The organism is Alkalicoccus saliphilus (assembly GCF_003044065.1).
Lineage (GTDB): Bacteria > Bacillota > Bacilli > Bacillales > Salisediminibacteriaceae > Alkalicoccus > Alkalicoccus saliphilus.
This window is the reverse complement of record NZ_PZJJ01000013.1, coordinates 46,512-68,915: the sequence shown is the minus strand read 5'-3', so window position 1 is coordinate 68,915 and position 22,404 is coordinate 46,512. Positions and strand designations below refer to the sequence as shown.

Annotated in this window: 16 protein-coding genes; 6 read left to right on the top strand and 10 right to left on the bottom strand. The window is 48.3% G+C overall.

Going from position 1 to position 22,404, the window contains the following annotated elements:
* Positions 1 to 115: 115 nt before the first annotated feature.
* Positions 116 to 586: a DUF3221 domain-containing protein gene (locus C6Y45_RS09440; RefSeq protein WP_160058272.1), complete on the top strand. Its 471-nt coding sequence runs from the start codon at positions 116 to 118 to the stop codon at positions 584 to 586.
* Between the two features lie 268 nt (positions 587 to 854).
* On the opposite strand, the gene C6Y45_RS09435 is transcribed toward C6Y45_RS09440, so the two are convergent.
* Positions 855 to 2,618: a M4 family metallopeptidase gene (locus tag C6Y45_RS09435; RefSeq protein WP_107584977.1), complete on the bottom strand. Its 1,764-nt coding sequence runs from the start codon at positions 2,616 to 2,618 to the stop codon at positions 855 to 857.
* A gap of 337 nt (positions 2,619 to 2,955) precedes the next feature.
* Here C6Y45_RS09435 and rlmH point away from each other — a divergent pair, with 337 nt between their 5' ends.
* Both rlmH and C6Y45_RS09425 read left to right on the top strand, forming a co-directional pair.
* A complete protein-coding gene (rlmH, locus tag C6Y45_RS09430; RefSeq protein WP_107584976.1) occupies positions 2,956 to 3,435 on the top strand; it encodes a 23S rRNA (pseudouridine(1915)-N(3))-methyltransferase RlmH in 480 nt (159 codons plus the stop codon).
* 96 nt (positions 3,436 to 3,531) lie between these two features.
* Positions 3,532 to 6,408 (top strand): DEAD/DEAH box helicase, encoded by a 2,877-nt coding sequence (locus tag C6Y45_RS09425; RefSeq protein ID WP_107584975.1) that lies wholly within the window; start codon positions 3,532 to 3,534, stop codon positions 6,406 to 6,408.
* A gap of 336 nt (positions 6,409 to 6,744) precedes the next feature.
* Here the strand turns inward: C6Y45_RS09425 and C6Y45_RS09420 are convergent, their stop codons facing one another.
* Positions 6,745 to 7,632, bottom strand: a complete 888-nt coding sequence (locus C6Y45_RS09420; RefSeq protein WP_107584974.1) for a fructose bisphosphate aldolase — start codon at positions 7,630 to 7,632, stop codon at positions 6,745 to 6,747.
* A 433-nt stretch (positions 7,633 to 8,065) separates the two neighbouring features.
* Between C6Y45_RS09420 and C6Y45_RS09415 the strand changes: the two genes are divergently transcribed.
* Positions 8,066 to 9,568, top strand: coding sequence for a malate:quinone oxidoreductase (locus C6Y45_RS09415; protein WP_107584973.1), 1,503 nt, complete (start codon positions 8,066 to 8,068; stop codon positions 9,566 to 9,568).
* A 51-nt stretch (positions 9,569 to 9,619) separates the two neighbouring features.
* Here C6Y45_RS09415 and C6Y45_RS09410 read toward each other — a convergent pair whose 3' ends face one another.
* A complete protein-coding gene (locus C6Y45_RS09410) occupies positions 9,620 to 10,222 on the bottom strand; it encodes a TetR/AcrR family transcriptional regulator (protein ID WP_160058270.1) in 603 nt (200 codons plus the stop codon).
* Between the two features lie 228 nt (positions 10,223 to 10,450).
* Between C6Y45_RS09410 and C6Y45_RS09405 the strand changes: the two genes are divergently transcribed.
* Positions 10,451 to 13,801, top strand: a complete 3,351-nt coding sequence (locus C6Y45_RS09405) for an efflux RND transporter permease subunit (protein WP_107584971.1) — start codon at positions 10,451 to 10,453, stop codon at positions 13,799 to 13,801.
* A 366-nt stretch (positions 13,802 to 14,167) separates the two neighbouring features.
* Here the strand turns inward: C6Y45_RS09405 and C6Y45_RS09395 are convergent, their stop codons facing one another.
* The 6 genes from C6Y45_RS09395 to C6Y45_RS09370 form a co-directional block, all read right to left on the bottom strand.
* Positions 14,168 to 15,124, bottom strand: a complete 957-nt coding sequence (locus C6Y45_RS09395) for a calcium/sodium antiporter (RefSeq protein ID WP_107584969.1) — start codon at positions 15,122 to 15,124, stop codon at positions 14,168 to 14,170.
* Positions 15,125 to 15,345: 221 nt separating this feature from the next.
* Positions 15,346 to 16,869, bottom strand: a complete 1,524-nt coding sequence (locus tag C6Y45_RS09390; protein WP_342752438.1) for a tripartite tricarboxylate transporter permease — start codon at positions 16,867 to 16,869, stop codon at positions 15,346 to 15,348.
* Positions 16,870 to 16,894: 25 nt separating this feature from the next.
* Positions 16,895 to 17,377, bottom strand: coding sequence for a tripartite tricarboxylate transporter TctB family protein (locus tag C6Y45_RS09385; protein WP_107584968.1), 483 nt, complete (start codon positions 17,375 to 17,377; stop codon positions 16,895 to 16,897).
* Positions 17,378 to 17,489: 112 nt separating this feature from the next.
* Entirely contained in the window at positions 17,490 to 18,464 is a 975-nt protein-coding gene (locus C6Y45_RS09380) for a Bug family tripartite tricarboxylate transporter substrate binding protein (RefSeq protein ID WP_107584967.1), read from the bottom strand.
* 244 nt (positions 18,465 to 18,708) lie between these two features.
* Entirely contained in the window at positions 18,709 to 19,242 is a 534-nt protein-coding gene (locus C6Y45_RS09375; RefSeq protein ID WP_107584966.1) for a chromate transporter, read from the bottom strand.
* Positions 19,235 to 19,801: a chromate transporter gene (locus tag C6Y45_RS09370; RefSeq protein WP_107584965.1), complete on the bottom strand. Its 567-nt coding sequence runs from the start codon at positions 19,799 to 19,801 to the stop codon at positions 19,235 to 19,237. Before C6Y45_RS09370 ends, C6Y45_RS09375 begins: the two co-directional genes overlap by 8 nt.
* 91 nt (positions 19,802 to 19,892) lie before the next feature.
* On the opposite strand from C6Y45_RS09370, the gene C6Y45_RS09365 reads away from it, so the two are divergent.
* A complete protein-coding gene (locus C6Y45_RS09365; RefSeq protein WP_107584964.1) occupies positions 19,893 to 20,342 on the top strand; it encodes an Lrp/AsnC family transcriptional regulator in 450 nt (149 codons plus the stop codon).
* On the opposite strand, the gene C6Y45_RS09360 is transcribed toward C6Y45_RS09365, so the two are convergent.
* Positions 20,343 to 21,956 carry a gamma-glutamyltransferase family protein gene (locus C6Y45_RS09360; RefSeq protein ID WP_107584963.1) on the bottom strand — a complete coding sequence of 538 codons (1,614 nt, stop codon included), beginning with the start codon at positions 21,954 to 21,956 and terminating at the stop codon, positions 20,343 to 20,345.
* Positions 21,957 to 22,404: the final 448 nt, after the last annotated feature.

The window sequence follows — 22,404 nt, the reverse complement described above, 5'->3', positions numbered from 1 at the left end:
TGTATAAAAAATGCCGTTGTTCTCTCCTGTCAATATACACGAGGGACTTCCGTAACGAAAGGAAAGCACGTAAGATAAGTATAAGGACGTACGACGTGAAAGAGAGGAAATGTTTATGAAATATGTGTGGATGATTGTCCTGCTGCTGCTGGCTGCCTGTTCCGGGGGAGAGAACGAACCGCCGGAGATTACCGGGTATGTGACAGCAGTGGACGGAGAAGAATTTTTCGTAACCGCGGAGGAAGCACAGGATTTCAGCTCGACAGGCGGTCTGGAAGAGTATTATACCGCCATCATGTTCAGTGGCATCAGCGAGGAAGTCACCCCCGGGGTGAAAGTGGAAGTATGGGCGGATGCTGTGGCGGAATCGTACCCGGCACAGGCCGGAGCCGATGCGGTGCACGTACTGGAGCCGGAACAGCCGGAAGGCGCCATGGACGAATTTGAAGCGGTCCGCCGCGCCCTGGAAGAAACGGAGCTCGAGGGAAACCTCGCTGTCGCAGACGCCTCTTTTGAAGAAGACGTATGGACAGTGGAGCTCGTGGAAATTATGGAAGGTGACAGGGAAACGGTGCAGGTGGAATGATGCTTTCAAAACAGGCTATGTTCTTCTTTCCGAAGAAAAGAAAACATTTCAACAGGCAAAAAGCCGAATCAGGTTTCATCGGTGCAATGAGTGAAAACCAACAGAGGTTATTACTCAACATCTTCAGACATTCTGTTCACATTGTACAGTCAAGGTAATGTTAAAAGATTCTTTTTTTTGTCGAGTAACAATGCAAAACTCGGCTTCCGGGAACATATCCCGAAAGCCGAGTTCTTTTTACTGCTTTTTAAAAATTTTACAGTAGAGGTTATTCGTAAATGCCTACTCCGTCAAAGCCTGCTTCCACAGCAGAAACTTCTTCACTGTCTTCCCCGTAGATGTCGACGGCCGACTGGATAAAGGCATAGCGCGTGTCAGAGAAGTCGGACTGGGACGTCAGGTAGACGGTGAGCGCCCGGTAAGTAACCTGCCCGAGCACGTCGCGGCTTGTTTCCGTACCGATCAGGTAAGCCGCGTGGTTGATAATGGAAGAGTTCGTATGCACTCCACCGTTATCAAGGTTTCTCGGCAGGTCATAATATTCATCCATGTGAGACGGGTACCTGCCGTCACCGTTTCCATATTCCCAGTAGTCTTCATTTACCTGGAATTTCCCAGGCTCTTCAAGGCTTCGGAGGGCGGTTCTGCCTTCCTCCTTCATCGCTGGAGCCATAACGTTGTCCCCGATATCCCATGATTCCGTGTCCACGAGTACACCGAAGATATCCGACATTGCTTCATTGACGGCCCCCGGCTGGAAACGGTAAACGAGGTTCGCGGTATTCGTGGTTACACCGTGAGTAATTTCGTGGGCTGCAACGTCCAGACCAGCAGAAAGAGGAATAAAGAACTCGCCATCCCCGTCTCCGTACGTCATCTGGGATCCGTTCCAGAAGGCGTTATTAAAGTTTTCTCCATAATGAACAGAAGAAACGATTTCAAAACCGTTGTCGTCAATCGAATTTCTTCCGTGCTCTTCAAGGAAATAGTCATAGACGATCGTGGAGTTGTAGTGGGCGTCCACTCCCGCGCCGGACCGCTCGTCCTTAAAGGAGGCATTTTCATTGGCATACGGTACGCCCGGCAGACTTCCCTGATGCTGGGCATCATACGTGAAAATACCAGTCAGATCCGGTCTCGTGAAGTCGAGCAGTTCAAACGTGCGGCCTCGGTCATCTCCGGCCCGGTGGGAAATTTCCATGTTCCGGTTTTCCCCAAGAACACCAACTCCTGCACCGCTGGAACGTTTATAATTGCTGCTGTCGAGCTCTTCGGGGCTGACCTGGATGGACACAGAGTTATCCGCTGCGGAAGCATCCGTTTTCTCTTCTCCGGAGGAAGCTTCCTTTACGGCTTCTGCTTCCTTCGTTCCTTCCACGTATTCCTCCAGGCTGTGAAGCGTGTTGTATTTGTCAAGGATCTCTCCGGACTGTGCATCCACAAAGGCATAATAGTCTTTAGGATCTTCTCCCATATAGTTGACGTTCACTTTATAGGCGAGGTGGATGTCGTTATCGAGTGGATAATAAATCAGTTCCACGGAGCTGTCTTCCAGTTCAGCCGGCGCCTCCACCGCAGCGAGTACTGTCTGGAAAGCCTGCTCTTCGGTTACGTCCGCAGAAGTCTCTAACTTCTGCCCGTCAAGTTCCTGCAGATAGCGGCCGTTGGCACTAGTAATTTCCTTTTCTTCACTAAAGTGAACAATTAGATCCTGACCGTGGACAGAAATACCATTAACGACCTGCTGGAAACGGAGGTGGCTCATACCGAGATCATCGGTTTCCTCTGAAACAAGCTCCAGGTTTTCCGGAATGTCCACCGCATCGTGAGCTTCCAGAAAAGCGGCTGCTTTCTCCTCATCGCTCTGTACTTGAAACAGCTCTACTTCATCACTTTCTTCATTCACGAGCTGAATTCTTGAATCGTCCCCCATCTGTTCAACTGTTTCTCCTTCGGCAGCTGACGCTGTCGCGAATGAAGACGCAAACATCATGGAAGCGGACGCCAGTACGAGACTCTTTTTAAATTTCATCTACTCATCCTCTCTTAATATGTAGTTACCCTTATATTTTGTCACACGAAATATTAAGTTACATCCTGCTTTCTTCCTGGAAATTACTAGGACATTTCTATTTTCTGATAATTTCATAAATTTCATCAAGAAAGATATTCAAAAACGAGGAGGATGATCTGCATTACAGGCGGACGCTTTCCTCAGGGCTTGCCTTCAACTAGTTTTTTCGAAGCTTTGCTTCAGAAAAATGGATTCAGCTAAAATCGATGAAGGGAAGAACTATCAAAGCCGTCCTTACGGGCAGAGATTGGAGGAAAATATGATAAACTGAAAAAAAACAGTGGAGGAATCACGCATGCAGATCACTATTATCAGCGTCGGCAAGCTGAAGGAGAAATATTTAAAGCAGGGGATAGCAGAGTTTGAAAAAAGGCTGCAGAGCTACTGCCGGCTGAACTTTATTGAAGTAAACGACGAGCAGGCACCGGAATCAATGAGCGAGAAGGAAATCGAGAAGGTAAAAGAGAAGGAAGGCGAGCGGATTCTTGCAAAAATCAAGGACACCCAGCACGTCTTTGCCCTCGACCTTGATGGCAAACAGCGCACGTCCGAAAAATTCGCCGATGAACTGGAGAAGCTTTCCATCCACGGCAAAAGCCAGATAGCCTTCATCATCGGCGGCTCCAACGGCCTGAGCTCCGCCGTCCTGAAGCGTGCTGACGACACGATCAGCTTTTCCAAAATGACCTTCCCCCACCAGCTCATGAAACTGATACTAACGGAGCAGGTATACCGGGCTTTTCGGATTATGAAAGGGGAGCCTTATCATAAATAACAACTTTTAGCAGTTATCTGCAGGAAAACTTTTCTTTTTTATAGTAGAATGAGCTGCAACTAAAATTGTTCAATTGAAAGAACAGGAGGTGCCCCGATGGAAGATCTGCTCGGCCAGTTAAAACATTCACTTCAAAAAGGTTTTATCGATAAAAAGCATTCGGAGTTCAGCCGCTTTAAGCCGGAACTGTTAGTGAATCAAAAAGATAAGCGTCAGGACGTACTGACATCGTTAACAGACGAGCTGAAGACGTGCCGGACCTTTATGTTTTCGGTCGCTTTCGTTACGGAAAGCGGACTTGCTACACTGAAATCCCACCTCCTGGATCTGTATGAAAAAGGCGTCGAGGGAAAGATTTTAACTTCGACGTATCAATATTTTAACCAGCCGAAAATCTTTCGGGAGCTGCTGAAGCTGAAAAACGTGGAAGTACGTATTGCCAATATCGACGGCTTTCATTCGAAAGGCTACATTTTTCAGCACGACCAGTATTATTCCTTAATTGTCGGGAGTTCGAACCTGACTTCGAGCGCGCTGAAAGTGAACTACGAATGGAACGTGAAACTGAATTCGCATGAAAACGGCGAGCTCATTGATCACTTTGAAGAACAGTTTCGTGATATGTGGAATACGGCTGTGCTGCTCACACCTCGCTGGGTGGATGAGTACGAGCGCTTTTTTGAGGAAGAGCTGCGCCCGAACGTAGCGGAATTTCCCGGACATTACGTGACGAATCGTCTGGAAACGGCGCTTACGATCGATCCGAACAAGATGCAGCAAGCGGCATTGGCTGGAATCGAAAGCATACGTGAGCAGGAAGAACACCGGGCACTTGTCGTCTCAGCGACAGGGACAGGAAAAACGTATTTGGCCGCTTTTGACGTAAGAAAGTACCGGCCGAAGAAAATGCTGTTTGTCGTACATAGAGAACAGATTCTACAGAAAGCGAAGGAAGATTTTCAGCGGGTATTAGGTGGAAACGACGAGGATTTTGGTATTCTTTCCGGACCGAGCCGGGCAGTCGATGCGAAGTATGTTTTTGCGACGATCCAGACGATTTCCAAGCCGGAAACGCTGCAAAACTTCGACCGGAATGCTTTTGATTACCTATTGATCGACGAAAGCCACCGGGCGGGGGCTTCCACGTACCAGCGGCTGATCGACTACTTTACGCCGGATTTTCTGCTCGGCATGACGGCGACGCCGGAAAGAACAGACGGGTACGATTTGTTTCAGCTGTTTCATTACAATATCGCCTACGAAATAAGGCTCCAGGAAGCACTCGAAGAAAACATGCTCAGTCCGTTCCATTATTTCGGCGTGACCGACGTGGAAATCGACGGCCAAAAGCGTGATGCGGAAGCTTTTGCTTATTTAACGTCCGAAGAAAGAGTGACACGCATTCTGGAAAAGGTTGATTACTACGGTTTTTCCGGAAAAAGCGTGCGGGGACTGATGTTTTGCAGCTCAAAAAAAGAAGCGCACGCTTTGTCAGTGGAATTAAACGAACGTGGTTTTCGAACGTGTGCCTTAACCGGAGACGACTCCCAGGAGAAGCGGAAGCTGGAAGTGAACCGGCTCGAGCATGGCTCGCTCGATTACATTTTAACCGTTGATATCTTCAATGAAGGGATCGATATTCCGAGCATTAACCAGGTCGTTATGCTCCGTCAGACAGAGTCGAGCATCATTTTCATCCAGCAGCTCGGGCGCGGGCTCAGAAAGCATGAATCAAAAGAGTTCGTGACGGTCGTCGATTTTATCGCCAATTACCAGAACAACTATTTGATCCCGGTCGCTCTTTCCGGCGACCGGAGCCAGAACAAAGACGAAATCCGCCGGAAAATGATCGATCAAAGCTACATTCAAGGTACGTCCACGATTAATTTTGAAGCGGTAGCAAAAGAACGGGTCTATGCGTCGATTAACGCGTCGCGCCTTACCGATTTAAAGAAGCTGAAAGATGCCTACATCGATCTGAAAAACAGAATCGGCCGCATGCCGCTGCTTCAGGATTTTTATGACCATTATTCCATCGATCCGATTGTTATCGGCAGTAAAAAAGAAAACTATGACGCCTTTTTATCGGCTGTGAAAGAAGAAAAGCCGGTTCTCCGGCCTGTTCATTCCCAGGTGCTCACGATGGTGACGCAGGAGCTGCTTTCCGGTAAAAGAGCCCACGAAGTCCTTCTGCTGCAAAAGCTGCTCGAAGAAAAAACACTTTCCAGACAGCGGTGGAAAGAAACGTTAACAGAAAAAGAAATGCGGGAGGACGAGTCGACGCTACAGTCTGTAGAACGTCTCCTGACGCTCGACTTTTTCAAACAGGCGGACCGGGAAAAATACGGCAGTGAACCGCTCATTCATGAAGAGCAGGGCATGTACAGCCTGTCGTCATTCTTACAGGAACTTTTAGAAGACGACTGGTTTTCCGAGCTGTTTCAAGACGTTATCGCTACCGCCCTGCTCCGCAGCAGCCGTTACGATCAGCAAAAACCGTTAACCCGCCTGCAGAAGTATTCCCGAAAAGACACGTGCCGGCTTTTGAACTGGGACAAAGACGAACAGTCTACGATGTACGGGTACAAAACGAAGCACGGCACGTGTCCAATTTTTGTGACGTACCATAAAGAAGGAGACGTGGAGGCGAGCGTCGATTATGAAGATACGTTTTTAAACCCGGAAGTGCTTCACTGGTACACGAGAAGCCGTCGCAGAACGTCCTCGAAGGAAGTTTTGGAAATTACCGAAGCCGAACAGCGGGGCATTGATCTTCATTTATTCGTTAAAAAAGACGATGACGAAGGACGGGATTTCTACTATTTGGGAGAAGTCACTCCGGACCCCGATTCCGTAGAAGACACATTCATGCCAAACGACCAAGGAGAAAAACTCCCCGTCGTTACGATGAACCTCATTTTAAAAGAAAGCATCGACCAGCAGATTTACGACTATCTGCATGAAAAAACCTGACGACACAAATGTAGCAGGTTAAATTAATGAGTCTTCAGAATGGAGAAGAACTCATTAAAAACGTAAAGAAGCAGCTTGTGTTTCCTCCTTTTAGAAAAAAGAAAGAAATCTCTATTTCCGTTATTCTGTAATTCGGCAGCGGAACGAAGGAAGCGACTCTGGGACGATCAGCGAAGTTCGAAGATCCACCGTTGATCGACGAAAGGAGACAACGGTTAGCTGAGAACGAGCCGTCCAGAAAGCGTCTTCCGAAAGTGCAGTCTGCCGAACATAATTCCAATAAAAACCCCCGGAGCGTTTTTTCCTACTCCGGGGGTTTTCGTCTTCCAACGTCATTTATTTCTTATTCACCGAAGCGTCGTAAATATCATCGACAGCTTCCTGAAGCTTTTTGTTGAACTCTTCGTCCGACTGATCCGCACGCAGGTCACCGACGAGCGCACGCGAGAAGCTTGCGATCAGGCCGTGATTTTCCTTCAGCTTTTCGTTAGCCTCCTTGATGGAATAGCCGCCGGAAAGCGCCACAACGCGGAGCACGTTATCATGATCGATAAGCTCCTTGTAAAGATTCGCTTTCGTTGGGATCGTCAGCTTCAGCATGACCTTCCGATCGCCGAGGTTATTTAAGTGATTGAGAATCTCTTCTTTCAGAATATCCTCGCACTCTTCCTTGTTTTTGCTGTTAATGCTTACTTCCGGCTCAATGATCGGCATCAGATCTGCGTCGAGAATCTGCTTGGCGACATCGAACTGCTGCTGGACAACTTCCTTAATGCCGTCTTTGTTCGGCTCGTTTACAACAGAGCGCATCTTCGTACCGAAAATGTGACGGTCGTTTGCGCGCTGGAGCGTTTCATCGAGATCGTGGATCGGCTTCATGAGCTGCACGCCGTTTTCCTCGCCGGCAAGCCCTTTATCCACTTTCAGAAATGGCACGATGCCTTTGTCCGCCAGATAGTCACCGGTATACTTGCCTTCAATGTGACGGTCCATCGTCTGCTCAAACAGAATCGCGCCGAGAATCTGCTCGGAATTGAAAGCAGGGGACGTAATAATGCGCGTTCTCATCTCATGCACCATATCAAACATCTCTTTTTCACCGGAGTACGCGTCTTCAGACACACCATACGCTGCAAGTGCTTTCGGTGTACTGCCCCCGCTCTGGTCCAGTGCTGCCACAAATCCGTCTTTGTTTTTCATAATATCCAAATGCTTGTCGTTCATACTTCCACTCCTTTGTAGATGTATTTTGACCGCTTACTACAGACAATTTTACCACTTTCAGCCAGTTAATAAAGCGTTTTCCTGCCTTTCCGGCTGAAAAAGGCTCCACTTTTTATCATTCCCGCTTAAACAGGAAATAAACGGCGGAAATTACTCTTAAATGAACAGCTGAATTCCCGGCGGAACAAAGGTATAAATACCCTCATAAAAGGAGAAAATTTATCTTTTATAATACATAAGTCCTGTATCAGTCTGTTAATTAATTCTCATCTATTATATAATAGGAAGTAAATATTTTATTCTGTGTTGTACAGTGATACACTAGTAACAGGTTACAACTGCTCAGAAAAGATGCAGTTCCCGGCCTGCAGGGCGGGCTGATTCAGTGCGTCTGCATCCTTTCTGAAAATCTCAGAAGATAAGGACGGTAAATATGACTAGCACACAGACAAAACATAACGTTATCTTAATTGGTGCCGGAGTAATGAGTGCAACATTAGGGTCCATGCTGAAGGAATTGGCCCCGGACTGGGACATTACCGTATTCGAAAAACTTAAAAGCTCCGGTGAGGAAAGTTCCAACGAGTGGAACAATGCCGGAACAGGGCATGCGGCCCTCTGCGAGCTGAACTATACGAACGAAAAGCCTGATGGGACGGTGGATACTGCCAAAGCCGTGAAGGTGAATGAACAGTTCCAGGTATCGCTTCAGTTCTGGTCGTATCTTGTAAATAAAGGCCTGATGAAAACCCCGCGTGACTTCATCGTGCCGCTTCCGCACATGAGTTTCGTGCAGGGCGCAGCCAACGTTGATTTTCTTAAAAAGCGTTTGGAAGCGCTCTCGCAGACGGCGCTGTTTGAAGGAATGGAGTTCACCGACGATCCGGAACAGCTGGAAAAATGGATTCCTCTCATGATGAAAGGGCGCACGGTCAGCGAGCCGATTGCGGCAACCCGCATGGAAGTCGGAACCGACGTTAACTTCGGGGCGCTTACACGCAAGCTGTTTGACCACCTTGAAAGCACCGATGTGACAGTGAACTACCGCCATTCCGTGGAAGATCTGAAGCAGCGGGAAGACGGCAGCTGGGAACTGAAAATACAGAACGATCAGGAAGACAGGCTTGAAACCCACACGGCCGACTTTGTATTTGTCGGCGGGGGCGGAGGCAGTCTCCACCTTCTGCAGAAATCCGGTATTCCGGAAGGAAAAGGTGTCGGAGGCTTCCCGGTCAGCGGCATGTTCCTCGTCTGTGACAAGCCGGACGTTGTGGAACAGCACTACGGCAAAGTGTACGGCAAGGCGCCGGTCGGTGCGCCGCCGATGTCCGTGCCGCATCTCGATACGCGCTTTATGGAAGGAAAGGAAACGCTCTTTTTCGGACCGTTCGCCGGCTTTTCTCCGAAGTTTTTAAAAACAGGTTCAAACCTTGATTTATTAACGTCCGTGCGGGCGAATAATCTGCTCACGATGTCCGCTGCCGGCCTGAAAAATATCCCGCTTACAAAGTATTTGATCGGTCAGGTCATGCTTTCTAAAGAACAGCGCATGGAAGCGCTGCGGGAGTTTGTTCCGACGGCGGAAAGTGACGACTGGAGAGTGGTTGTTTCCGGACAGCGGGTGCAGGTGATAAAGGATACGGATAAAGGAAAAGGCACGCTGCAGTTCGGTACAGAAGTTATCAGTGCGGCCGACGGCTCGATCGCAGCGCTTCTCGGAGCTTCCCCGGGAGCCTCGACGGCGGTATCGGTCATGCTTGATGTGATGGAGCGCTGCTTCCCGGATCGTATCGAAGAGTGGACGCCGAAGCTGAAGGAAATGATTCCTTCCTACGGCCTGCAACTTTCAGAACATCCGGACATGATCCGCGAAATTCACGAAAGCACCGAAAAAACCCTTCAGCTTCGTCTGAAAAAAGAAGCGAAAATGTCTTAAACAACGTCAAAAAAAGCTTCCCGGTGGTATCCCGGGAAGCTTTTTTATGCGTTACCTGAAATCGTTCCGGTGTAGCATTTCCTGTCCGACCTGGTGGGAGCCTTTCTGCTCCATATCGTACACGAGTTGATGCAGGTCTTCGAGCGGAAGGTCCTTTCCCCGGCTGAACCAGAGAGTAAAAATACCGAGCCTTGAAGAAATTTCTGCTTCCACCATGTATTCAAACTTCATGCGGTCTTTTTCATTCAGTTTGTGCAGCTCGCTGCTGTGGGGGATAAGGAGCCTCCGGACCCGCTCCTTGATCCGGGAAACAAACGTCGGGTCCCCGTTCGGTCCGAGCAGTACCTGGAGCTTCTCGCCGTGCTGCTCGTAAAAGTCCATGAATTCCTCCAGGCTTTGATGCCGGTCAAGTCCTTTATGGTGGTCTTTGATCATTTCCTCGAACTGTTCCTCCCCGGGGAGAATCGAATCTTCAATGGCCTGCAGCGCATTATACACGTCCGTGAAATAGACGTAAAACGTTCCCCGGTTGAAGCCGGCGGCGTCGGTAATTTCCCGGACCGTTATTTTTTCAATTGGTTTTTCGCAGTAAATTTTCCAGAAATGATCCAGAAGTGTCTGCTTTGTTTCCTCGGGCACAGGGCGTCGTCCCATAGGTCTTCCTCCTCGTAAGTCATATATATTGACCGCCGGACGGCGGGAAGGTATCGTAACCAGTATACAACACGTTGTTGGATAAAGTAAACGTAGTAAAACAGAAATTTTATACCGAACAAACAGGGTATCATTGTTGATTGAAGCGAAGAAGTGATTCATGGTAACTTGTATCAAGTACAACACGTTGTTGGGTATACATAGACGAGAAGGAGCGGTTACGAATAGATGAGGATATGGGATTTTTCGATTAAACGACCGAAGTTTACAATTGTAATTATGGCAGTACTGCTGCTTTTAGGTACCGTGTCGCTCACAAGGCTTCCGGTACAGCTTCTGCCGGACGTGGAGGCGCCGGCGGCAGCGGTTGTCACAAACTATCCGGGTGCCGGGCCGAATGAAGTGCTTAACGACGTCACGGAGCCCCTGGAGGATGATCTGTCCAACATTTCCGGGCTGAACCAGCTCACCTCCCAGACGCAGGAAGGATCGTCGATCGTCATTATGGAGTTTTCGTTCGATACGTCGATTGAAGACGTGGAAAACGATATTATTACGACGATCAACCAGACGGAGCTTCCGGATGATGCCGGCCAGCCGAATTTTTTGAAGTTTGACCCGTCAATGTTCCCGAGCATGCAGCTCGCCGTTTCGTCCCAGGAGGACGACATCACCGATTTTCAGGATGATGTGTCGGACCTGCAGCGGGAAATGGAACGTGTGGAAGGCGTAGCTTCCGTGGATGAATCCGGAACGATCGATGAAGAGTACGAAGTCGTACTCGACCTCGACACGCTCGAAGACAACGGCCTCACCCAGCAGGATATTGTCGATGCGATCCAGGGAAGCGACATGTCGATGCCGGGCGGTACGATTGTGGACGAAGAAGAGGAAGAAACGATCACGACGCGTCTTCTGAGTGAAATTTCTTCCATCGAAGAACTTGAAGACATCGAAGTGGTGGAAAATCCGGAGACAGAAGAAACGATTACGGTCGGTGACGCGGCTGATGCGGCGCTCACGGAAGAAGACCGGGACGTTATTACAAGACTGAACCAGGACGACTCGATTCAGCTCGACGTCATGTTTGAGACAGAAGCCGATACGTCCGCGACCGCCGACAAAGTCCGGGACGAACTGGACGCCCAGCTGGAAGAGGACGAATTTGAAGATCTGACAACGGCTTTGCTTTATGACGAAGGAGAGTTTATCGATGAAGCGATCAGCAGCGTCATGCTCTCTCTGATCGGCGGGGGGATTCTCGCGATGGTGCTTCTTTTCGCCTTCCTGAGAAACTTGAAAACGCCGCTCATTATCGGAATTGCGATACCGTTTTCTGTTATTACGACGTTTGCCCTGTTTTTCTTTACGAATATCAGTTTAAACATTATGACAATTGGTGGACTCGCTCTCGGTATCGGGATGCTCGTCGATAACGCCGTCGTTGTTATTGAAAATATTTACCGCCACCTGTCCATGGGCAAAAAGCCGCGGCAGGCGGCAGCGGACGGCACGAGGGAAGTCGCCGGGGCGATCACTGCGTCGACACTGACGACCGCTTCGGTGTTCCTGCCGATCGTTTTCGTTACCGGAATCGTCGGGGATCTGTTTGCCCCGCTCGCGATTACCGTCGCCTTCAGTTTATTGGCCTCGCTGTTCTCGGCTGTAACGATCGTACCGATGATCGCAAGCCGTATTTTAACAGCGCCGGAAGAAGACGTGGAAGCGAAGCGGAAAGAAAAGCCGTACATGAAGCGGCTTGCCGCCGCTTCATGGTGGACGCTCAAGCACCGCGTCGCTGTGCTTCTCATTACCCTTGCGACGCTTGCTGCCGGGGTGCTCGGCCTGATGACGACCGGGGTCGATTTTCTCCCGGATTCCGACGAAGGTACGTTCCTCGTGGAAGTGGAGCATGAAGAAGGAACGCTTCTTGCAAGAACACAGGAAACGATGGAAGCGATCGAAGAGGAACTTGATGACTACGCCGAAGTGGATACGTACTTGAGTACGGCCGGAAGTTCGGCCGTGGAAGGCGGCATGACCACATCCAGCCACATCGGAGAAATCATCGTCACCATGGTCGATGCCCCGGACCGGGACGTCACCTCGTTTGAATTTATTGAAGACATTGAAGGAGACATCGAAGCAGCGGACAATGACGCGGAAATTAACGTTGCCGCGTTTGCCCAGGCCGGGTTCGGCGGGGATCCAAACACCTACTCCTTCAGCCTGCAGGATGATGACGATGAGCGTCTTGTGGAAGGAGCGGAGGAAGTGATCGATCTTCTGGAGGACGAAACCGACGTGCGTCAGGTGGATTCTTCGGAAGATGACACGGCACCTGAACTGCAGGTCATTGTGGACCGGGATGCCGCAGCGGACGAAGGTATGGCACCTTCCCAGATTGGCGCCGCCGTGTCGGATGCGACCGGAGGAGTGAACGCCGGCACGCTGGAGCTGGAAGAGGACAATGCACTGCCTGTCATCGTCCGCTACCCGGGCGAAGTGCTCGGAAGTATTGAAGAATTCAACAATATTCTGATTCCGGACCAGGAAGGCGGCTTTATCGAGCTGTCGGAAGTAACGGAATCGGAAGAAGGCGAAACACCGGGCATGATTAACCGGGCCGATCAGGAGCGGACGATCGACATTGACGTCGTTTACGCTTCAGACCTTTCACTCCAGGAAGCTGGAGTCATCGTCGAGGACGCTGTGGACGAAGCCGATCTTGCTTCCGACACGGAATTTATTGTCGGAGGAGATCAGGAGCTTCTCGATGACGTGATCGCCGACATGGTGCTTGCCTTCATGCTCGGGCTCGCCTTTATTTACCTTGTGATGGTAGCCCAGTTTGAATCGTTTAAATACCCGTTAATCGTCATGTTTACTGTACCGCTGTTTATTATCGGGGTCATGCTGTCCTTAACGGTGACGCAGAATCCGCTCAGCGTGATGGTATTTATCGGGATCATCGTACTTGCCGGTATTGTCGTCAACAACGCGATCGTGCTTGTCGACTACATTAACCAGCAGAAGGAAAAAGGTATTCCGACAGCTGATTCCATCGTCCGCGGGGTGCAGGACCGGTCCCGTCCGATTCTGATTACCGCGCTTACGACAATCTTTGGTGTCGTACCGCTCGCCTTAGGATTCGGCGAAGGCACGGAGCTGATCCAGCCGATGGGTATCGTAATTATCGGCGGACTCATCAGCAGCACGCTGCTCACACTGTTTGTCATACCGGTGCTGTACAGCTTCTTTGATAAAACAACGAGAAACATGAACAAAAAATACGTGACGCCGGACGGCGAGGTCGTTTACCAGCGCGATCTTGATCAGCGCCGGGCAGAAGAACCATCGGCCGATTCCGATGAGCCGTTCGAAGTGGAAGCCTATATGCTTCCGGCATTCGAAGAAGACGAACCGGAAGAAGGAGCGCTTCTCGAAGCGGAACGTACGGAAGTACAGGAAAAACCTCAAACGAAAGACACAGAGGATTCCGGATCCAGCGACGAACTCGTCAAGGAAATGGAAAAACTCGTCGAAAAACTGAAAAAGGACCGCAGAGACGGAAAGTAAGTTTTCCGCTCTCTGCTCCGTCTGAAAAAAGCTGTCCGATACATGCGGGCAGCTTTTTTGCTCTTTTAAAGCAGAACGCAGAAGCGGTTTTCTTCTGCGGAGGTCACCGGCGGGCTGGAAGTTGGTAGAATTACGCGGGAAGTTGGTAGAAAAACGGAGGAGGGTGGTAGTATTCGGAGAAGTTGGAAGAAAAAACGCCGAGGCTGGAAGAAATGAGCCGCTGCTTTGGAACTATTCCAGGGGGGAATTGGTAGAAATACCGAAAAAGTTGGTAGAATCGCCCCCGCCCGAGCGCCTCCACTCTTCGCTTTTCTCTCCATCAAAAAAAGCTCCGGACCGCCGCCGGTCCGAAGCTTTTCTATTCCTTTAATTCCTGATAATAATATACACTATGTACCCGACGTAGGCCGCAGTGAGTACGAGGCCCTCCCTCTTCCCGACGCGGTAGTTCGTGCGCGAAAAAACGAGCAGCAGCACCGTAATCAAAAGCATAAAGAAAATATCAAAAAAGATTTTGCTGCCGACAACGAGCGGGGAGATGACGGAAGCGGAGCCAAGAACAAACAAAATGTTAAAGATGTTACTTCCGACAATATTTCCGATGGCGATTTCCGTCTGTTTTTTAATCGCTGCGGTGACCGATGTAATCAGCTCCGGCAGCGAAGTACCGACCGCGACAATCGTCAGTCCGACGAGCGTTTCACTCATGCCGAAGGAAAGCGCGATGCCGGTTGCTCCGTTGACGACGAGATCCCCGCCAAAAATTATCGCCGCCAGGCCGCCGACTGTCAGCAGCAGATTCTTTTTCCAGGAGTGTGCGTGTGCCCCGGATTCGGCCGGTGCGGCACTTTCCCTGCTGCGTCTGGCGACTTCGAAAATGTAGTACAAAAATACCGAGAAAAACAAGAGGAGAATCAGGCCGTCTCCTCTCGTAAGGACGTTTTCACTGAGGGAATGAAGCGCTCTGTCACTGACGAGAATGAGCAGTGCCACCCCGGCGAGCATCGTAAAGGGAATTTCCTTACGGATCGTTTCACTTTCGACTCGCAGCGGATTTAACATCGCCGTCAAACCGACGACGAGCGTAATATTAAAAATGTTGCTTCCGATGACGTTGCCGATGGCGACCCCCGCGCTTCCTTCAAGGGCCGCGGCAATACTTACCGTCGCTTCCGGGGAGCTCGTTCCAAAAGCAACAATCGTCAGCCCGATCAGAAGAGGAGAAACGCGGAGAGCCGCCGCAATACTGGAAGCTCCCTTCACAAAAAGATCCGCTCCTTTAATTAATAATGCAAATCCAACGATAAGCAGCACGTAGGACATGATCTTCCTCCTCTTTTTCCTGTATTACTTTCCAGTTTATCTCAGGAAATGAAAAAAGCAACGGAAACTGTATGCTGTTTTATAAAGAAAGAATGAAACAATAACGCTTTTTTGCTGCTCATCACAGTGCGGTTTTCTGCAATGGATAAAAAACACCGCCCTCCATACTGGAAGAGCGGTGCTTCTGCAGCTGTCGACGGAATGATTCAATAAAATCTTTGTCAGCTTAGATTTTTGGCTGCTCTTTTATTGGAACGCCTTGTCTGAAGTACAGTGAAGACAATGGAAACAACTGTTAAAATTAAGAATGTCAGTGCGATCGGCCTTGTTAAAAACAACGTCCAGTCCGGGTTGGTCATGAAAGCCCGTCTTAAATTGACTTCTGCAATCGGTCCAAGAATGACGCCGATAATAGCTGGTGCCAGAGCGAACTTATATTTTGTAAATAAATAGCCGATAAGACCCATCACTAGAAGAATGTAAAGGTCGGAAGTCCGGTTATTCAAAACGAACGTACCAACTACGCAAAGAACGAAAATAACAGGAACTAAAATATGTGTCGGAATAAGCGTCACTTTTACAAAATAACGCATGCCGGCAAACTGGGTAATCAGCATCCAGAAAGAGGCAACAAAGAAAGCAAAGAAAATGCCTCCGACGATGTTCGGTTCATCGGTGACGAGCAGAGGACCAGGTGTAATGCCGTGTATCATGAGGGCGGACAAAAGGACGGCTGTTACTGCAGAACCCGGAATTCCTAAAGCCACGGTAGGAATTAAATCGCCGCCGACCGTAGAGTTATTACCAGCTTCCGAAGCAACTACCCCTTCTTCACAGCCGGTACCGAATTTTTCCGGATTTTTCGACCATTTCTTCGCCTGGTCATAAGCGATAATGTTGGCAATACTGCCCCCTGCGCCGGGAATAGCACCGACAACGGAACCGATAATCGAAGATCCGGTGAGGGTTCCGGGTCGTTTAAGAACCATTTTTAATGTCTGAATAGGCTGGAGCACAAATTTTACTTTTTCAAGATCCTGCTGCTGTTTATCCTTTTTGTCTCTTTCCATTTCTGTTTTCTCTAAAAAAACGAGCAGGCGGGAAATGGCAAACATACCGATAAGAACAACGAGGAAAGGAATTCCTGCCCGCAGCACACCGAAATCAAAAGTGAACCGGGATATACCGGCAATAGGGTCAGCTCCTACTGTCGCGATCATCAACCCAAACAGGCCGGCCATTAACCCTTTAATGACGGAATCCCCTGTTACGCTCGCAATAATCGTTAAGGAAAGAATAATAAGGGCAAACATTTCCCACGGTCCGAACATGAGGGCAAACCGGGCCAGCTGAGGGGCTATAGTTACCAGAAGAAAAAGGCTGATAATGGAACTTAGAAAGGAAGCCCATATACCGATGGACAGCGCTTTTCCCGGGTTGCCTTTTTTCGCCATGGGATGGGCGTCGAATGTGGTAGCGATGGATGATGGTGTTCCTGGAATGCCTAGAAGGGTGGCGCTGATAAGGCCCCCGGACATCCCTCCGACAAACACTCCGATCATCGCTGCTACGCCTGTAACAGGATCCATACCAAAAGTAAGCGGGAGAGTAAGTACAATAGCCATCGCTACTGTAAAACCGGGAATTAAGCCGGCCAGGATCCCTACGATAACACCAAGCAGAATAATAAATAATATGTGTACCTGAAGAATTTCATTCATTCCCAGTATTAATAAATCAAACAAAGAAACAACCTCCCTTCTCAGCTATTTAGAAAAATAATCCTCCTGGAAACCGTACGTGCAGCACATTTTGAAAGAAAAGATACGTACTGAGAGTAAGAACTACGGAGACGATGGATAAAGTGATAAGATTTTTCTTTTCTTTCGGACCTATCAGGAGCCCTGCAATAACTACAAAGAGAATAGTAGTTATAAGAAATCCGGTAACATCAATCAGAAATATATACAGAGCTAGTAACACGATCATCTGCAAGACAAGCTTATATTCCGCGTAAAAGCTTTGAAAGCCGGCTTTCAAGTTATCTTTGGATGCCCTGGACGTTTCTTTCAGAAGTTTTCTGCTCTGGGAAATAATTAAAATGAGTGAAAGTGAACCGAGCAGAATCGCAATAAGCTGCGGATAAGATCCAGGCCCTAACTGACTTTCATTAAGATGTGTAAAATCCCCGGATTGAAAGAAAATTAATATACTCATAAGAAGAAGCATGACTGCTACAAATAATTCTCCCATTTTTCCTCCCCCTTCAAATAGTTGCGACAAGTAAACCTGACCTTATAAAAAGGGGGGCTCCCTAAAGAGTCAAGTTATCGTCTTTAAGAGCCCCTTTATCTAATATTGACTTTTACTCTTCCAGCTCGTCACCGAGTTCTTCGATAATACCGCTGATGATTTCATCCTGCTCGTCAAGATGTTCTCTATAGTCAGCCGGCCCCATGAAATCAACTTCCGCGCCGACGTTTTCTACTGCTTCTATATAGGCAGGGTCATTGGCGGTTTCTTCAAACTGTTCACCAAGGTATTCAATTATTTCTTCCGGTGTCCCTTCCGGAGCTACATAGCCGCGGTTCAGTCCAAGAGTAAGATCATATCCTTCTTCTTCAAAAGTTGGAATATCAGGAAGCCTCTCGACTCTTTCATCTGTTCCTATAGCAATAAAGTCCATATCACCGGCCGCGACAAAGCTTTCTGCAGAAGGATAATCTACGATCGCTGCATCAATGTGATCACCGGCCAGGGCTTGAATAGCTTCCGCCAGCCCCTCATAGCCGACCATATTATAATTAATATCCAGTTCCTGAGCCATCTGTTCCACCCAGATTCTCGGAATACCGGAAACGGTCCCTCCGAAGGTAATTTCTTCATTCTGTCCATATTCAACGAATTCCTCGAGGCTGTCCACGTCCATTTCGCTGGAAACTGCCAGTATCTGGTCAGCAGAAGACATAGCAGCAATCGGTTCAAAATCATCGTAGTTAATTGGCGTAATGTCGGAATGGTGGGCCACAAGCAGCCCTTCGTGAATCTGTCCAAGCGTGTAGCCGTCTGCCGGTTCTTCCGTTAATTCTTCGAGTCCAACAGTTCCGCCGACTCCCGGAAGGTTCACGACCACAAAATCGTTATCCATCGTTTCAGAAACATGTTCTGTTACGAGTCTTCCCTCGATGTCACTTCCACCGCCTGGATCCCATGGAATAACCATCTCGATTTCCCTGCTCGGGTAATCCTCTATAGATTCTTCTCCTCCACAGGCTGTAAGTAAAGCAGTACCTGCGGCGGCTCCTGTTAAAAGTAGCAGTCCGGAATTTTTTCTTTTCATTTTTTCTCCCCCTAATATTATTAAGCTGAATAAAGCAGATAACTTCTTCGAAAACAAGCCTGTGCTTTGTTGGCAGCCAGGATCGTAACTTAAGTACCAAATTTTACAAAAAAACAAGCAAAATCAATTATTAGTTACAGAAAGTTTTAAAATTATATTGTTTTCCTTCTTTATGTTTAGTTATTATAATATACATACAGTGAAAATGCGAGAAAAATCAAAATATTCCCGTTATTTTTCTGTATCAGGACAAAAACACAGCCCCGTAGAGTAAAGCTCCTACAATGACAAACGCTGGATGAACCTTAAATCTCTCCAGAAGGATAAAACTGGCCAGCGCAATGAACACGACTTGAAAGACTGATGTCTGCATCCACGAAGTGGAGAAAAACTGATACGCCAGAACGGCCAAAAGAATACCGATGACCGGACGGATCAGCATCGTCATGTATTTTACTTTAGGAGAATGACGATACTTGTACAAAAGACCGAGCAGAAACAGCATAGCCAGTAACGACGGGAAGATCGTTGCCGATAAAGCGATACCGGCTCCGAGCACTCCGCCTACTTCAAACCCGATATAGCCGGCCATTTTTGTTGCGATGGGTCCCGGAAGCGTATTGCCTAATGCCAGAAGTTCCGAAAATTCTTCTGTTGTCATCCAGCTGTACCGGTGCACGACTTCATATTCGATCAGGGGAATAGAAGCCGGGCCCCCTCCATATCCGACAATCCCGGGAATAAAAAACGCTAAAAAAAGGTGCCAGTATTCAAGCATGGTTTCCTCCTTTCTTGATCAGGGGATGAAGAAATAAAGCATAAATAATCAAAGCCCCTATAAGAAGGGCGGGATGAGCCCCGGCAACGATATAAACAGCCACGCTCAGAAGACCGATAAAAATCGTCCGCTTCCAGCCGAGCCCTTTATGGGACTGTTTGAAAAAAGAGTAGGCAAGAACTGTCATGAGGACACCCACAACAGGAGCCACCGCTGCCGTCATTCCCTGCATAACTGATTCGTTAATGAAAGTGTGCAGGAAACCTAACAGCATTATCATGAGCAGGACGGTCGGAAAAACCGAAGCGAAAATCGCCGTAAATAAACCGCCGGCACCGTTCACCCGGTATCCTATGTAACCGGCCATTTTAGTAATAATCGGTCCGGGAAGTGTGTTGCCCATCGCCAGAATGTCACTGAATTCATTGTCATCCATCCATTTGTATTTACCGACGACTTCTTTATGTACAAGTGGGATGGAAGCAGGTCCGCCCCCATAACCCAGAATCCCTGCCCGGAAGAAACCGAGAAAAATCTGCTTGTTCGTATGCCATTCCATGACTTTCCTCCTTTATGATTAGTCGACAGGAATAAAAAATTTTTACTATAATGATGTTCATATTCTACAAGGAATGCTGAGGTGTTATTTGATGAAATTAACCGAAACCGACATGAAAATGTTAAATATACTTAGTGAAGACGGCCGCATATCCTACGTGGACCTTGCCAAGCAGGTAGGTATGTCCAGGGTGTCTGTCCGGGAAAGAATCCAGCAGATGCAGGAAGCAGGAGTAATCGAGAAGTTCAGCGTTGTTATCAATTCGGAACAGGTCGGAAAAGCTGTTTCCGCCTTTTTTGAAGTGGACTGTGAGCCGACAGCTTTAGTCGAAGTAGCTGAAAATCTGGCTGAAAACCCCCGCGTGGCAAGCTGCTATCAAATGACCGGCCCGAGTACCCTTCACATGCACGTGCTTGTGGAAGACTTTGCCGTGCTGGAACAGTTTATCAATGAAGAACTGTATTCTCTGGAAGGCATTACCCGGGTGGAAAGTCATATTTTATTAAGACGCTTTATCAGCCGTACCGGCATGAAGCTTTAATTACCACACTGCCACGTGACCGTCTGTACGCGGCTCAGTGCCTCCGGCTAAAACCCCGCTGTCTGGATTTCTCCATATGATCTGACCCCGGCCGAAACCTCCATGAGTCAGCGATCGTTCTATTTGATGACCTTTGCGGCTCAACGCTTCTGCAATATAATTTGGGAATGAAGGATCGACGAGAATTTTTCTTCCGCTGATCCACTGCCATCTCGGGGCATCCAGTGCCGCCTGAGGATTTAAATGAAAATCAATGGTACTCATAATGACCTGCATGTGGCCCTGAGGCTGCATGTATCCTCCCATCACCCCAAACGGACCGACCGGCTCACTGCCTCGGGAAAGAAATCCAGGAATAATCGTGTGAAATGTTTTTTTCCGGGGCTGCAGGGAATTCACATGACTCTCGTCCAGTGAAAAAGTGAAACCGCGGTTCTGCATGGCAATACCGGTTTCCGGCACGACAATCCCCGAGCCAAATCCCATGAAATTACTTTGAATAAAGGAAACCATGTTGCCTTCCGCATCGGCCGTTGCAAGATACACCGTCCCGCCTTTTGGTGGTTCTGCCGGGGAAGGATCCAGAGCCTCTTCTCCAATAATTTCCCGGCGCTGGGAAGCAAAGTCATCGGACAGAAGCTCTTCCACCGTGTGTTTCATATGTGTTTCTTCCGTAATATGGGCTAGTCCATCACTGTAGGCAAGCTTCATCGCTTCAATCTGACGGTGGTACGTCTCGACTGCCTCCTTATGGGAAAAATCATCCTTTTTCAACGTGTTTAATCCCATAAGAGCAATCAGCCCCTGACCATTCGGAGGAATTTCCCAGACGTCGTATCCACGGTAATTCACTTTGATCGGATCGACCCATTCCGGTGAATAATCCGCCAGGTCCTGTTTCGATAAAAATCCTCCATGTTTCTGAAAGTGGCGGGATATTTTTTCTGCCAGATGTCCTCTGTAGAAGGATTCCGCGTTTGTTTCCGCAATTTCTTTTAACGTGGCCGCATGATCAGGGGATTTCCACACGCTGCCTGCTTCCGGTGCTTTTTCGTCCGGGGCAAAAGTAGTAAACCACGCTTCAAATTCTTCGCCTTCAAAAGTCGTTTTAAACTTCTCCGCTGCTTCTTTCCAAAAAGCCCCGAGCGTAGGGGAGACAGGATATCCGTCCTCCGCATAGCTGATCGCAGGCTTCAGGCTTTCCGTTAACGGAAGATTCCCAAATTTATCTGCGAGCTCCGCCCAGGCAGCCGGTGCACCGGGAACAGTTACAGGAGTCATCCCGAACTGCGGTACAGCTTCATATCCTTTTGCTTTTACAGCGTCTATTGTCATGTTTTCCGGAGAATAGCCGCTGGCGTTCAGCCCATGCAGCTTTCCTTTTATCCAGACGAGGGCAAACGCATCGGAACCGATACCGTTGGAAGTCGGTTCGAGCACCGTCAGAGCAGCCGCTGTGGCTATAGCAGCATCAACGGCATTTCCTCCTTTTTTCATTATTTCAATGCCTGCTTCTGCCGCCAGCGGCTGGGAAGTAGCCACCATTCCTTTTTGACCGTATACAACGTTGCGCTTCGATGGGTAAGGATATTCGTGCGGATCAAAATTCACCATAATTCTTCCTCCTAATAAATTTATTGAAAATTCGAAAGATAATTGTGTATTTTAGCACGGCGAAGTTGAAATGAAAACACTCAGTAAACAAAAAAATGAAATTAATCTAAATATTTATTCTTTTTATCATTTGGAGAGATTTTCCTTCTTCTTTTTGTTAGAAGAATTGATTTATAATGAACAATTTGTCTAAAAGCCTCTCGTGGAGACAGTAATGCCTTTTGTTTTTGTACATACTTACATTTCTAAGTGAATGGATTTTTCTTCTCAAGTAACGAACTGTTTTATTGAACGTTTGAAAAGACCGAAACGAAAGCTCGTAAATAACATCGACGACTAAAAAAGGAAAAAGTCAGCTTCAACAGGAGGGTAAAAGTGTCCTTCTGCAGGTTAGATTCTATACAAACAATCTGGAAACAAACGCTTTACACGTTAAATGACTTAGTGT

What these genes read in the sequence shown, in the direction of transcription:
- C6Y45_RS09410 (WP_160058270.1), bottom strand. Translation starts at nt 10,222, where the DNA reads ATGGGACGACGCCCTGTGCCCGAGGAAACAAAGCAGACACTTCTGGAT.
- C6Y45_RS09365 (WP_107584964.1), top strand. Translation starts at nt 19,893, where the DNA reads ATGAAATTAACCGAAACCGACATGAAAATGTTAAATATACTTAGTGAA.
- C6Y45_RS09375 (WP_107584966.1), bottom strand. Translation starts at nt 19,242, where the DNA reads ATGCTTGAATACTGGCACCTTTTTTTAGCGTTTTTTATTCCCGGGATT.
- C6Y45_RS09385 (WP_107584968.1), bottom strand. Translation starts at nt 17,377, where the DNA reads ATGGGAGAATTATTTGTAGCAGTCATGCTTCTTCTTATGAGTATATTA.
- C6Y45_RS09440 (WP_160058272.1), top strand. Translation starts at nt 116, where the DNA reads ATGAAATATGTGTGGATGATTGTCCTGCTGCTGCTGGCTGCCTGTTCC.
- C6Y45_RS09435 (WP_107584977.1), bottom strand. Translation starts at nt 2,618, where the DNA reads ATGAAATTTAAAAAGAGTCTCGTACTGGCGTCCGCTTCCATGATGTTT.
- rlmH (WP_107584976.1), top strand. Translation starts at nt 2,956, where the DNA reads ATGCAGATCACTATTATCAGCGTCGGCAAGCTGAAGGAGAAATATTTA.
- C6Y45_RS09420 (WP_107584974.1), bottom strand. Translation starts at nt 7,632, where the DNA reads ATGAACGACAAGCATTTGGATATTATGAAAAACAAAGACGGATTTGTG.
- C6Y45_RS09380 (WP_107584967.1), bottom strand. Translation starts at nt 18,464, where the DNA reads ATGAAAAGAAAAAATTCCGGACTGCTACTTTTAACAGGAGCCGCCGCA.
- C6Y45_RS09395 (WP_107584969.1), bottom strand. Translation starts at nt 15,124, where the DNA reads ATGTCCTACGTGCTGCTTATCGTTGGATTTGCATTATTAATTAAAGGA.
- C6Y45_RS09360 (WP_107584963.1), bottom strand. Translation starts at nt 21,956, where the DNA reads ATGGTGAATTTTGATCCGCACGAATATCCTTACCCATCGAAGCGCAAC.
- C6Y45_RS09425 (WP_107584975.1), top strand. Translation starts at nt 3,532, where the DNA reads ATGGAAGATCTGCTCGGCCAGTTAAAACATTCACTTCAAAAAGGTTTT.
- C6Y45_RS09415 (WP_107584973.1), top strand. Translation starts at nt 8,066, where the DNA reads ATGACTAGCACACAGACAAAACATAACGTTATCTTAATTGGTGCCGGA.
- C6Y45_RS09370 (WP_107584965.1), bottom strand. Translation starts at nt 19,801, where the DNA reads ATGGAATGGCATACGAACAAGCAGATTTTTCTCGGTTTCTTCCGGGCA.
- C6Y45_RS09405 (WP_107584971.1), top strand. Translation starts at nt 10,451, where the DNA reads ATGAGGATATGGGATTTTTCGATTAAACGACCGAAGTTTACAATTGTA.